This window comes from Holdemanella biformis DSM 3989 (genome assembly GCF_000156655.1).
Classification (GTDB): Bacteria; Bacillota_I; Bacilli_A; order Erysipelotrichales; family Erysipelotrichaceae; genus Holdemanella; species Holdemanella biformis.
In genome coordinates this window covers 231,673-245,574 of record NZ_DS996842.1, presented here as the reverse complement: position 1 = coordinate 245,574, position 13,902 = coordinate 231,673, and the positions used below count along the sequence as shown (strand labels likewise).

At 32.5% G+C, this 13,902-nt stretch carries 10 protein-coding genes; 6 read left to right on the top strand and 4 right to left on the bottom strand.

Translation table 11 applies throughout. From position 1 onward, the window contains the following. Nucleotides 1-782 precede the first annotated feature (782 nt). From EUBIFOR_RS06230 to EUBIFOR_RS06210, 5 genes are read left to right on the top strand one after another with little or no spacing between them, the layout of a single operon-like run. Nucleotides 783-1,868 carry an ABC transporter permease gene (locus tag EUBIFOR_RS06230; protein WP_040466257.1) on the top strand — a complete coding sequence of 362 codons (1,086 nt, stop codon included), beginning with the start codon at nt 783-785 and terminating at the stop codon, nt 1,866-1,868. 12 nt (nt 1,869-1,880) lie between these two features. After that, entirely contained in the window at nt 1,881-2,516 is a 636-nt protein-coding gene (locus tag EUBIFOR_RS06225) for an ABC transporter ATP-binding protein (RefSeq protein ID WP_003865125.1), read from the top strand. A gap of 1 nt (nt 2,517) precedes the next feature. Next, nucleotides 2,518-3,882 (top strand): ABC transporter permease, encoded by a 1,365-nt coding sequence (locus EUBIFOR_RS06220; protein ID WP_003865124.1) that lies wholly within the window; start codon nt 2,518-2,520, stop codon nt 3,880-3,882. Then, complete coding sequence (locus EUBIFOR_RS06215; RefSeq protein WP_003865123.1) at nt 3,879-4,523, top strand: response regulator transcription factor; 645 nt, start codon at nt 3,879-3,881, stop codon at nt 4,521-4,523. Before EUBIFOR_RS06220 ends, EUBIFOR_RS06215 begins: the two co-directional genes overlap by 4 nt. Then, the gene (locus tag EUBIFOR_RS06210; RefSeq protein ID WP_003865122.1) at nt 4,520-5,788 is read left to right on the top strand and encodes a HAMP domain-containing sensor histidine kinase; all 1,269 of its coding nucleotides are present in this window, start codon (nt 4,520-4,522) and stop codon (nt 5,786-5,788) included. The genes EUBIFOR_RS06215 and EUBIFOR_RS06210 overlap by 4 nt, the downstream gene beginning before the upstream one ends. Before the next feature lie 164 nt (nt 5,789-5,952). Here the strand turns inward: EUBIFOR_RS06210 and EUBIFOR_RS12170 are convergent, their stop codons facing one another. Next, on the bottom strand, nt 5,953-6,840 hold the full coding sequence (locus tag EUBIFOR_RS12170) for a tetratricopeptide repeat protein (protein ID WP_003865121.1): 888 nt from the start codon (nt 6,838-6,840) through the stop codon (nt 5,953-5,955). A gap of 122 nt (nt 6,841-6,962) precedes the next feature. Between EUBIFOR_RS12170 and EUBIFOR_RS06200 the strand changes: the two genes are divergently transcribed. Beyond that, nucleotides 6,963-8,480: a hypothetical protein gene (locus tag EUBIFOR_RS06200; protein WP_147587385.1), complete on the top strand. Its 1,518-nt coding sequence runs from the start codon at nt 6,963-6,965 to the stop codon at nt 8,478-8,480. Between the two features lie 108 nt (nt 8,481-8,588). Here the strand turns inward: EUBIFOR_RS06200 and EUBIFOR_RS06195 are convergent, their stop codons facing one another. The 3 genes from EUBIFOR_RS06195 to EUBIFOR_RS06185 all read right to left on the bottom strand — a co-directional run bounded on the left by EUBIFOR_RS06195 (nt 8,589) and on the right by EUBIFOR_RS06185 (nt 13,855). Then, the gene (locus EUBIFOR_RS06195; RefSeq protein WP_003865119.1) at nt 8,589-9,758 is read right to left on the bottom strand and encodes a metal-dependent hydrolase family protein; all 1,170 of its coding nucleotides are present in this window, start codon (nt 9,756-9,758) and stop codon (nt 8,589-8,591) included. A gap of 96 nt (nt 9,759-9,854) precedes the next feature. Further along, nucleotides 9,855-11,942: a glutamine synthetase III family protein gene (locus EUBIFOR_RS06190; RefSeq protein ID WP_040466255.1), complete on the bottom strand. Its 2,088-nt coding sequence runs from the start codon at nt 11,940-11,942 to the stop codon at nt 9,855-9,857. Nucleotides 11,943-12,241: 299 nt separating this feature from the next. After that, nucleotides 12,242-13,855: a CTP synthase gene (locus tag EUBIFOR_RS06185; protein ID WP_003865117.1), complete on the bottom strand. Its 1,614-nt coding sequence runs from the start codon at nt 13,853-13,855 to the stop codon at nt 12,242-12,244. Nucleotides 13,856-13,902: the final 47 nt, after the last annotated feature.

Below are 13,902 nucleotides of genomic sequence, written 5' to 3'. Positions count from 1 at the left end.
TATTGGAATTCACAATATTTTCACATTGAATCTTTATAATAGAAATTGGCTACTGGATGTAGTAACGGTGAACCCTCTGAATTAAAAAAAGAAATCTGCTTGAGTTCTCGGTAGATCCTTCGATTTTTTGCAGGAGGACGTGTTTTATGTATATTTATCTATACATTGATGTTGCCATGATTATATTGGCTTTAGTTGAATTACTAAAAATCGCATTGATTATTATAGAAAAATGTAAAAGACACTAGTTCACCCAAAGCCAACGGATTACTAGTGTCTATACATTAGAATAATTCAGAGGAACCACTGTATCCAGTAGTCTTTCTGTATGAATATTAAACAATTGATATATATAAAAGTCAAGACTAATCTTGTCTAATTCACTGAAATAGAAACAATTGAAATTGATTTATAATAGAGGTTGGCGACTGGATGTAGTAATGGCTACCCTTTGAATGAAAAGGATTACATCTTGATTTCTCAAAGAATTATTACTTTGATGTGTTCTATGTATATTTGTCTATATAAGAGTCTTAGTTTAATTACTAAAAATTACATTATTGATTATAGAAAAATGTAAAAGACACTAGTTCACCAAACGCAAAGGATTAAACTAGTGTCTTTACATTAGATAAACTTAGAGGAACTACTTTATCCAGTAGTTTTTCTGTATCTGTATTATACATATTAATTTGGGATTAAATTTTTAAAATTCATAACTTCATTTCATACACATTTCATAAATGATTGCTAATATAGTGTCGGATAAGGAGTTGGTTGTTTTGATACATAATGCTTATGCATATATCACAAGAAAAAAAGTAAGAACGGGTATCTTGTTTTTGATACTTATGGTTATCCTGATCAGTCTTTATGAATGTTTGAGTATACTTTCATACAACGCACAATTAGAACGGTCTTTATATTCTGCAAGTCATAGTTCAATCGTGGTACAAAAAAAGGATGGTTCTGAATTTGAACATACATCTTTTGAAAATTCTGTGTATGAATATGAATTTGTTTCTAAATTAAAAGAAGCTAAGGTTGTTTCTATTAAGCAGGGTGTAACACTGGATTCTTTGCCTAAAGAATATAAGAATGTGGTTTCAGTAATTGGAACTAATAACACTTCAAAAAATGTTTTATTTCGTAGTGGCGTGTTCACTTTAACTTCCGGAAAAGATATTGATTCTAAGGATAGAAATTCTATTCTTATTCATTCGGATTTAGCTAAGAAGAATCATTTAAAAATAGGGGATACAATAGTTTTGAATTCTCATACTTATACCATTAAAGGCATCTTTGTAGGTAAGAAACATGAAACCTATACAGGTTTATCATCCGATTTAAGTGAGAATACTATGTTTGTGGATTATAATTCTCTGGATACTAAGATGGTTACTAAATTGACGATAGATTCAAATCGTTTAAAACAAGTTCAATCCTTATATCCTTCAAGTGAATATGTTGTGTCTAAAGATAAAAATGCCTATCAATCGTCTTTAGAATCTATACAAAGTATGAATCACATGATTCAGATTCTATCTTGTTCTATCATTGTGTGTGGACTTGTTGTCTTATCTTTAGTCTTAGTTCTATGGCTAAGAGATCGCATCCGTGAAATTGGTATCATGTTGTCTATAGGTAAAAGTAAGGTGGAAATCATCATCCAATTTATATTCGAACTTGTATTTATATCGATTCCATCAGGAATCATTCTATGTGCTTATAGTGTAATCAAACATAATGTGTTATGCTTCACATTAAGTTATGGCTTGCTGATGAGTATTATTATCGTTTCTGTACTAATTGCAAGTCTTATGATCATGATCAAAAAGCCAAGGGAAATATTATCAAAATTGAGTTAGGAGAAATAAATAATGAGTATATTAGAAATAAAAGATGTAACGTATGGTTACACAAAATTAGAACATATTTTATTTGAAGTAAATCAAAACTTTGAGTGCGGAAAATTCTATGCGATTATTGGAAAATCAGGAGCTGGTAAATCAACCTTATTATCTTTATTAGCTGGACTTGATGAGCCAGATTCTGGTGAAATTTTATTTGAAGGAGAAGATATTTCAAAAACGGGATATACAAATCATCGTAAGAATCATATTTGTCTTGTGTTTCAAAATTACAATTTGATTGATTATTTAACACCATTAGAAAATGTACGCTTAGTCAATTCTAAAGCTTCGCCTTCCATTCTTTTAGATTTAGGACTTGAACAATCCCAAATCAATCGTAGTGTAATGAAACTATCGGGAGGGCAGCAACAAAGAGTTGCGATTGCCCGTGCCCTTACAAGCAGTGCACCTATTATCTTGGCAGATGAACCAACGGGAAATCTAGATAGCGATACGGCTAGTGAAATTATTGATATCTTAAAGGCTCGTGCTAAAGAAAGAAATAAGTGTGTGATTGTTGTGACACATAGTAAAGAGGTAGCGGATGCCGCTGATGTTGTCTATGAATTAAAAGATAAAAAGTTAAAGAAGAGGGGGGAATAGAATGTTTAAGAATGCATTTAAATATGTAACTCGAAAAAGTGCGAAGTCAATGATTCTATTTCTTGTTGTTGTAATTATGTCAAGCCTTTGTTTAGTCGGACTCTCTATTAAAGATGCGACAAACAAAGCGTCCAATACATCATTAGGCTCGATTACCAATAGTTTTACAATGGAAATTAATCGTCAAGTCAATTTTGGCACGCCTAGAGGTGCAGGCAATGTTAAGGGAAAGGACATTGAAAAGATTTGTTCTTCAAAAGACATTGATTCATATGTGAAAAGAATCAATAGTGTAGCTGACTTAGTCGATCATGATATCATTTTAACTTCAAATGAAAATGAAGAGCGTCTTACTAAATTTAAATCGACCGTGATGCTTACTGGGGTGAATGAATCAAAAAAAGAAACAAAATTTGTATCGGGTGCCTATAAATTAGTTGAGGGCAAACATTTAAATAGTAAGGATAAACATCAAATCTTAATGCATAAAGATTTAGCGGCAAAGAATCATTTAAAAGTGGGAGATAAACTATTACTCCGTTCAAATATCTATGATGCAGATAATGAAAAGGGTGCTGATGAAACAGTAGAAGTAACCATTAAGGGTTTATTTGATGGTCATAATCAGGGTGGTGTTGCAGCAGCACAAGAATTATATGAAAACAATCTAATCACAGATTTGGATACGGCTGCCAAAGTTTATGGCAATACAGAAAAAACAGCTGTATATCAAGATGCCACATTCTTTGTGAAAGGAAATAAAGATTTGGATCAAGTTATTAAAAATCTAAGGAAATTAGATATTAACTGGAATGCGTATGTACTGGTAAAAAGTACATCCAATTATCCGGCTCTACAAAAATCAATAAGTGGTCTGTATAGTGTCGCAAATAAAATGTTTATTGGATCTTTGATCTTTGCGGGTATCGTTGTTACTTTATTGTTGCTCATGTGGATGAATGCACGAAGAAAAGAAATCGCAATTTTAATGGCTTTAGGTATTTCTAAAACGAAGATTTTTATTCAGTTTGTTCTAGAACTATGTATGGTAACCATTCCTGCCTATATCTTTGCGTACTTTATCGCTAGTAAAACTGCATCAGGTCTAGGCACAAAAGTATTGAATCAAGTAAGCACTGGTGTTGCCAAACAAATCGCAAAAGAATCTGCCTCAAATCAACTTGGCGGTGGAGCTGAAGTGGATGGCTTTAATAAGATGTTGACGCATATTGATGCTCATGTTGAACCAAAATATATAGTGTATGTTATTATATTTATGTCAATTGTAATGTTAGTCGCACTTGTTGTGGCTACCACACACTTGTTAAACAAGAACTGTAAAGAATTAATGAATGAGGAAGAATGATGAAAATATTGGTAGTGGAAGATGATACACTGATTCGCGAAGGATTAAGTGAATTTCTATCGGAGTCTGGATATAGTATTATCCAGGCAAAAGATGGTAAAGAGGCATTGGAAAAGTTTAATACAGATATTCATTTGGTGATATTGGATATTCAAATTCCATATATCAATGGATTGGATGTATTAAAAGAAATTCGTAAAGAAAGTGATTTGCCCGTTTTAATCTTAACGGCTTTCAGCAATGAAGAATTCAAAATTGATGCCTATACAAACTTGGCCGATGGCTATATTGAAAAACCATTTTCACTACCCGTATTAAAAGCTCGTATTGACGCGCTTTTACAGAAGCAGGATATTTTTGCATATAAAAATGTTTGTGTGAACTTCAAAAGCTATACGGCGAAAATAGATGGTAAAACGATTGATATCAATGCCAAAGAACTAGAGATATTAAAATATCTTTTAGATAATGCAGGGATTGCCTTAACTAGAGCACAAATATTAGATCATGTTTGGAAAGATAGTGAAGAAGTTCCTTATGATCGAGTTATTGATGTATATATTAAAGAATTACGTAAAAAACTAGGCTTAGATTGTATTACGACCATTCGTAATGTGGGCTACAAATTGGAGAAATCATGAAAAACTTAAAGATATTTCCTAAAATATGCATACAAACATTCAGTGTCATCGCTATTATTGTCTTATTTATCCATCTCTTTGTATATTTGATTTTTCCAAGAACCTATTTGGATGTAAGAAAAGAAGAAATCTATACTAAGGCCAATGAAATTACAGAAAACTTAAATGGCAAATCGGAAGACTATATTGAACAAGCTTTAGATTTCTATTCTAACACCAATGAAATCAAAGCGTTTATTAAAAAGAATACGTCATCGAATGAAGTTGAGATCCAGAATAATTTAAATGTCGACTTAAAGAGTTCTAATAACTCTTTAATTATTGAGGAAAGACAATTAAAGTTGGATACAGGAAAGACCATTCGTCTCCAATTTGTTTCAACGGCAGACATGCAGTTACAAGCCAAAAATCTTAGTTTACAATTTCTTCCTTACTCATTAATCCTATCTCTATGCTTTTCGGCCATTGTCTCTTTTGTGTATGCCAAATCCATTAAAAATTATGTGGTTGAAATCAAAAGTGTAACTGATCAAATGATGGCATTAGATAAGAAGGCTCGTTTAGAAATTGATTCGAATGATGAGATTGGTCAATTGAAGGCACAAATTAATGATTTGTATGAAACACTTCTTGATTCCATTTCCAATCTAGAATTGAAAAATAAAGAGATTTTAAGATTAGAGAAAATAAAATACGATTTCTTTAAAGGGGCCAACCACGAATTAAAAACGCCTTTGGCAAGTCTTAAAATTATCTTAGAAAATATGAAATATAATGTGGGTAAATATAAAAATAGAGATGTTTATATTGATGATTGTATTGATTTAGTCGATCACTTAACGAAGAATATCCAACAAATTTTATCGGTATATTCCATTGAAAATCTAAAAGACGATGAAGAAATTGTTTGTATAAAGAATGAATTAAGTCGTGTACTTCAAAAATATGATGTATTGATTCATCAAAAGGAATTAAGAATTCAAAATGATGTAAAAGATGAAACAATGTATATTGGTAAGACGGCTCTAAATATCATTTTATCGAATCTTATTAGTAATGCGATCAACTATACGTATGAAAAGGGTATAATTCAAATTGGAATCGAACAAGACTATTTCTATATTCAAAACAAACAAGATCCAACCCAACCAAAAGGGAATGGTCTAGGATTATATATTGTTCGTAATCTATTAGATAACTATAAAATGAAATATGAAGTGATTGAAGGAGAAGACTTTGTCTTCAAGATTCAATTTAAGCAATAGGTCTTTTAAATTTGTTGGATTTCACCTTATACTAACATATAACGTAAGTTAGAGGTGAAAACAGCCTAATTATGTATGAGATATTAAAACAATTATTGTTTCAATCTTCCCAAAAAAAAGAAGGTGGTAAAACTCATTTTGTTTGAGTAATTACCACTTTTGTTTTAATCTAATATCTCAATATAATTCACATTGACATATTGTGTGGATATAGGTTCACCATTTATTTTAGCTTTTAAAAAGAATTGGTCTACATCCTCATAGTTTTTATTTTCCATACAAATATAGAATAAGCCATCTTCATATTTAGCTTCAATAATATGATCCTCACCAAGAATTTCTATAGCTACTTTACAAGGTTTTTGTAGGGCATAATATAAGTCAAATAAGTCCATATAGTTAGGATCAAATTGAATCAGAGAATATAAATCATTCACAATATATTTCATGATGGTTAAATCTCCAAAGAATTGCGAATAAATCAATCTTTGAGATTGGAATTCTTTCGCAATCAATAAAAGTTGTATGGCCTGATCTTCATTACCTTCTTCCACATAGATTTTGGCAAGGCGAGAATAAATTTCAGGAACCGGATCAAAAGTATTTGTAGCGCCTTGAATCAATGGATATAGACTTTTAATGATTTCTACATATTTCGAATAATCCTTTGAAACATAATAACCATTCTTATACATATCCGCAAGCTTATAGGCAGCCACAAGATTTCCTTTGTCACTGGCAAGCTTATAATAGTGAAATGCTTTTTTGTAGTCGGGTTGACCAACTCTACCATAATAGTAGATATATCCTAAACATTCATAGGCATCTACATACTCAAGACTAGCGGCCATTAAATAATATTCTTCCGCCAAATCAAACTGTCTTTGTTCATAATACCAACCACCAAGTTCTACCATATATTCAGGATTTTTTGTTTCTTGTATTAAAAACTCTAGAGCATGGATCAAAGAAATGTCATCCTCATATTTTGTATGTGTTAAATCATAATAATCATCTAGTATTTGTTGCGCTTTTTCAATTGTTAATGCCATAATACACCTCAAAATAATTATAGGAAACTTATGAATTTAGGCAATACAAAATGTATTGTTTTGTGTTTTTTTTATTTAAAGTTTATAATTATTTAGATAATACGAAAAAAGGAGGAGTTTCATTGGTACGTATACTAGAAAACGCAAATCGTTTACGCAAAGAAAAAGTTTTTGAAACTTATAAAAGAATATGTCAAAATGATTACTTTGACTATGATTCTATGACTCGTAAAGAGATGTTTGAACACATGATTGAAACATATACACCTGAATATTTAATATCTATTTGTACGACATGGGAATTAAAAGCTTTAAGAAGATTATTGCGTAACCAAGATTTAGAGGATGATCGCTATCGCTTTGAAAGAACGGCACTAAGCTCTAAGTTTTTATATTATGATCAAGAGTTACCAGAAGAATTCAAAAAGAATGTAAAATTGGCTGTAAAAAACATTGATTTAGACCAAAAGGCAGAAAACGATGAACCAACCATTGTCATTCTTGGCATTATTCGTGCTTTCGGTATTATTGAACCCTCATTGATTCAAGCTGTATGCAGTGCATGTTCTTTTCATTATAAATCCATTATTGAAGGTGCACTTTTTAATTTCTGGGCTTATTTAAAAGAAGATTATCGATTAATTGATGATAGTTTTGCGAATGAATATGTATATTGGGACTATAATGAAATTTTAGATCGCATTCGAGATAGTCGTATTCAACACGAAAGATTCGAACCTAAATTTTTAGATCAAGATAGTTATATTTCTATTTTTTATCATGGATATGATGCGACAAATTCGGATATTAAAAAATTCTTTACAGCTTTAAAGAAAGAAGTGTTGGATGTAACTCAATTTAAAGACGAGTTCTTTAATCATCTATTAAATGGTACATTCAATGAAGAAAAGATGGAATGGATTCCATTCTTTTATCAATTTTCGAAACCACTTTCAAATCGCTATCATAAGGCTGTTGTACAAATCGCATTGCCAAACTATTATGGTTTGAGTATGGATATGTATCAAAAGATGAAGGATCAGGCGCATTTTAATGAAAAGCTGCGCCAGTTAAATGAGCCTCAGACAAATGCTTGTATCGAACAAAAAGATACGCGTTTATTCTATAAACTATATTTTAGTATCTTGGATTATGTGAATTCATTCGAACAAATTATTCCTAATAAAAAAATTGATCCAAATATTTATATTGAACCCGATGAACTTGTTAATTTGATTGAAGTCTTCTGGAAAGATAAGGATCGTTTTATTGATGAATATATCGAAAAGAATCCTTCTAATTTTACATTCCGCAATCTAAATATCATTTCGGATTTTAGATATGGTATGCGCAAAAATTTCTTGTTGGTGGCATACAAAAAGAATTATACGGTATTAAATGATGAAGGTATCAATTATATGGTGAAAGGATTAAATGAAAACTTAGATCAATTCATTGCCCCAGAAAAAACACCTATGTTGATGCAAACAGCCATTATGCCATTTAATGGACGCATTATTTATGATGGCTTTATTTCAACATCGAATATACGTCTAGCCCAAGATATTGTTTCGAAGGCATTTGAAGATTATAGTTATGGACAAAAGATTTATTCATTATTGCCCGAAAATTTAAATTAAAAGAGAATGTTGTTTAAACATTTCAAATTGTAGCTTTAAAAAAGATAAATAAGATCACGATAAATGAATCGATATAGAAAAAGACGGGAATTGGATATAATCCCGTCTTTAATTGTTTTCTACAACAATCTTACCAGATTGAATAACTTTATTGATTTTTCTTACATTTGAAATATTCTCTAATGGATTTTCTTCAAGACATACTAAGTCTGCTTGTTTTCCTACTTCAATCGAACCATAGTCCTTTTCAACACGTACACATCTTGCAGAATTGATTGTTGCGATTTTTAAAATATCCATGTTTGGAATGTTTAATCTTGCCAAAAGCTCCATTTCATGAGCTGTATTGTTGTGGTAGTTAAATGGTGTACCTGCATCTGTACCTAGTGCAATCTGAATACCTTGTTTATAGGCTTTTTTAACACTTTTGACGTGTGCATCCTTAACCTTCAAGGTTTTATCTACCATATATTTGGCCACTCCATTTTCTACACCCTTATCAATAATACATTGAGGAGCGCAAAGGGTAGGGACTAAGAATGTATTTTGTTTTTTCATAAGTTCAAGACATTCCTCATCTAAAAAACAACCATGTTCAATGGAATCAATACCTGCATATAAGGCGTTTTTAATACCTTGTAAACCTTGGGCATGTGTAGCCGTTTTTCTTCCTGCTTTATGAGCTTCTTCAATCATGACCTTCATTTCTTCTACACTAAATTGGGCATTACCCGGCTCTACACCTTTGGTCATAACGCCGCCTGTAGCCATCATTTTAATGAGGTCTACACCACTTTTTAGTTGTGTACGAACTGCTTTTAAACAAGCATCTTTACCATCTGCTTCAATGCCTTCTTGCCATCCATGACCGCCTGTCATACATATGACTTTACCTGCACAATACATATGAGGTCCTTGAATCACATCATTTTGAATGGCTTCTTTAATTTGTAGATCATAATTTTCTTCCGTGCCTACAACACGAATAAATGTTACTCCAGATTGAAGATATTCTTTACAGTGCTTTTGTGCATAGAATATCTTCTCTATTAAGCTAAATTCTTTTTTTGAGTCGAATCCGACAGGATAAAGAATGTGGACATGGCAGTTAAAAAAGCCTGGCGTAATTGTATTTACTTCAATGACATCTTCCTGTATTTCATGATAATCTTCTACCGCTTTGATTTTATCATCTTCAATTGAAATTAATTGATCAAATTTGGGGGTAGCACTTACGCCATCAATCAAAACTTTTGCGTGTACGAATAATTTAGTCATAAATAAACTCCTTTTTAGTGATTATGAACCTTGAATACTATTTATGCAAGTATTTACAGAAAATAAATGTAAAAAAAGAGGGAATCCAAGGATTCCCTAAAGCATAGACTTAAATAGAATGTCATTATAGTCTGGTAAAGGCCAGTCTTCTTTCGAAACATTGGTTTCAATCAAATCTGTCAATTGACGAATTGTTTCCATTAATGGAAGTAATTCATTGGCCGCAAAACAAGCCGCTTGTTTTTCTGTTGTTGTTTCTTTGTGAATCAATGTTTCCAATGTATCTAAGTGGTTTGAAACGAGTTCTAAAGGTGTGTTGATATTTTTTAAGATCTTCACTTCTAAAGGTGCATCGATTCCACTTGATTTTTTAGTTTGAATGATTTGAGCTAGTTTAGCCTCATAGCTAAAGATTGCAGGCAAGATTTGTTTGCGCAACATATAAGCCATCGTCTTAGCTTCGATTTGAACCACTTTATAATAGTTTGTAAGAAGGATACTTTCACGTGCGTGCAATTCACTTGCAGAATATACATTGTGTTTTTCAAACAATTGAAGATTTTTTGGATCTGTATAGTGAGGAAGTGCATCCGCAGTTGTTTTAAGTTCTAATAAACCACGTCTTTTTGCTTCTTTCTTCCACTCATCTGAATATCCATTTCCAGAGAAGATAATTCGTTTATGATTCTTTAATGTTTTTTGAATTAATGCAATCAAGGCTTTTGTCATATCTTCTTTTTTAACACATTCCAATTCATCCGCAAACTGTGTTAATTCTTCAGCTACGATTGTATTTAAAATTGTGTTTGGACAAGAAATGTTTAAGTTGGATCCAAGCATTCTGAATTCGAATTTATTACCAGTAAACGCAAATGGAGAAGTACGGTTACGGTCCGTAGAATCTTTTGCGATTGGAGGTAGGGTAGAAATACCAAGTTCCAATCTACGATCGATTGTATCTACATATTCATTTCCAGCTTCAATAGCTTCTAAGATAGCTGTTAATTCTTCACCTAAATAGATAGAAATAATAGCTGGTGGTGCTTCATCTGCACCTAAACGATGATCGTTTCCAGCACTGGCAACAGAGATTCTTAATAAGTCTTGATATTCGTCTACACCTTTAATGATAGCTGCAAGTACTGTTAAGAAACGAATATTGTCTTTTGGAGAATCACCAGGCTCTAAAATGTTTTCGCCCTCTTCTGTACAGAAAGACCAGTTGTTGTGTTTACCACTACCATTGACACCGTCAAATGGCTTTTCATGTAATAAACATACCAATCCATGATGTGAAGCTACCTTTTGTAAAACTTCCATTGTAAGTTGGTTTTGGTCATTCGCAATATTTGTTGATGTAAATACAGGTGCCAATTCAAATTGACATGGAGCCACTTCTTTATGTTCTGTTTTGGCATATACACCCAATTTCCAAAGTTCTTCATCTACTTCTTCCATATAAGCTTTTACACGTTCGGATAAGCTTCCAAAGTAGTGATCATCTAATTCTTGACCTTTTACTGGAGCCGCACCAAATAGTGTTCTTCCTGTAACCAATAGGTCTAGACGTTCTTTAAACATTTCCTCATCAATTAAGAAATATTCTTGTTCAGGCCCAACAGTCGTTTTGATTTTATGGATATTGTAACCCATAATATTCAATAAACGAACAGCTGCCTTATTTAATGCATCATTACTTCTTAATAATGGCGTTTTCTTATCCAAAGCACTACCATCGTAAGAACAGAATAAAGTTGGTATATACAATGTCTTTTCTTTAACGAAAGCTAAAGAAGTTGGATCCCATGCTGTATATCCTCTAGCTTCAAAAGTAGCACGTAATCCACCACTTGGAAAACTGGAAGCATCGGGTTCACCTTTGATCAATTCTTTTCCTCTAAAGTCTGAAATAACAGATGTTGGCCCAGTTGGATTGATAAACGCATCATGCTTTTCAGCAGTGATACCTGTCATTGGCTGGAACCAGTGTGTATAATGAGTAGCCCCTTTATCCATCGCCCAGTCTTTCATGGCATTCGCTACGACATCTGCGATTTCTTTAGGAAGTTCTTTTCCTTTTTCCATTACATCCATCATTTGTTTGTAGACGGCATGAGGCAAATATCTTTGCATAGCAGATGTACTAAATACGTCACATCCAAAATATTCATCGACAATTTTCATTTTTTGTGTATCCTCCTGTCGCGTATATAATATCATTATTTTCATAAATTATTTGAGAAATTTTTCTTTTTTTCAAAAAAACCTTCATTTTTTTCGTATAAGAGTATGTAGGCAATCTGACATTTAGTTTCTAATGCATATAGTTAACTTCTTCTTTGTTGTTAAAAAACGAAGGTGAAATTATTTCTTGGTCAATGATAGTTCGTCTTTCTAGTACAATGGATATAAAGTCTGTAGCTTCCATATTAAATATGTCTGTGGATGAACTTGAAAGGTATATATATAAAAAAGAAAAGTCACTATTTGTGACTTTCTTTGTTTTCTAGACTTGCCTTTACTAAACCAACAAACAATGGGTGAGGGCGATTTGGTCTAGATTTAAATTCAGGATGATATTGAACACCAATATAGAATGGATGATTTGTATATTCAATAGCTTCTACTAATTGTTTATCTGGACTTGTACCAACGATGTTCATACCATTACGTTCGAATTCACTGCGATATTCATTATTGAATTCATAACGATGACGATGTCTTTCATCGATCATATCTTTTTTGTAGCAAGACCAGATTTTTGTGTCCGCTTTTAAAGAACAAGGATAAGAACCTAAACGCATAGTGCCACCTTTTTTGATGTCATTGCTTTGATCTTCCATAAAATCAATGATTGTATGTTTACTTTCAGAATCAAATTCATACGAGTTGGCATCCTCAAAACCTAATACATCACGCGCAAAGGCAATGGCTGCAATTTGCATACCCAAACAGATTCCTAAATAAGGGATTTGTTTATTTCTTGCATAGTTGGCAACACTGATCATACCTTCAATACCGCGATCTCCAAAACCACCAGGTAAAATAATTCCATCTGTATCTTTAAATACTTCATCTAAATTGGCATTTTCTAAACCTTGTGAATCGATCCATTGAATATTCACTTTGGCGTGATTTTCAAAACCACCATGATATAAAGCTTCACTTACAGAAAGATATGCATCATGTAGTGCTACGTATTTACCAACTAAGGCAATATTTACAGGTTTTGTACTTGCTTTAATGTTTTCAACAACTTGTTTCCATTCTGTTAAATCTGGTTTACGAATTTCTAGACCCGTTTTTTCACAGACAATGTCCGCAAGATTTTGTTCTTCCAACATAAATGGAACTTCATAAAGGGATGGAAGTGTCTTATTTTGGATCACACAACGCTTTTCAACATTACAGAATAATGAAATTTTGTCTAACACAGACTGAGGAATGGTTTCATCACAACGCGCAACAATAATATCAGGATTAATACCATAAGACTGTAATTCTTTGACAGAATGTTGTGTTGGTTTTGATTTATATTCTTGAGAACCAGAAATATATGGAATATACGTTACATGGATGAATAAACAATTTTTACGCCCTACTTCTAAAGCCACCTGACGAATAGATTCTAAAAAAGGTAAGCTTTCAATATCACCCGTTGTACCACCAATTTCAGTGATCACAACATCTGCCGCTGCATGTTCACCAGCACGAATCACAAAACTTTTGATTTCATTAGTAATATGAGGGATGACTTGAACGGTTTCACCAAGATATTTTCCATCACGCTCTTTGTTGATGACATTCCAATAGACACGTCCAGTGGTAAGGTTGGAATACGTGTGTAGGTTTTCATCAATAAATCGTTCATAATGACCTAAATCTAGATCGGCTTCAAGACCATCATCTGTGACATAAACTTCACCATGTTGGAAAGGGGACATTGTTCCTGGATCTACATTGATATAAGGATCTAATTTTTGGCTTGTAACCTTGTAGCCGCGAGACTTTAAAAGACGGCCAAGACTTGCTGCACTGATTCCTTTACCTAAACCAGAAACAACACCACCCGTTACGAAAATGTACTTTGTACTCATTTGTTTCACCTCTACTTTTTTTCTTTTAACTCGGCAATTTTACACCT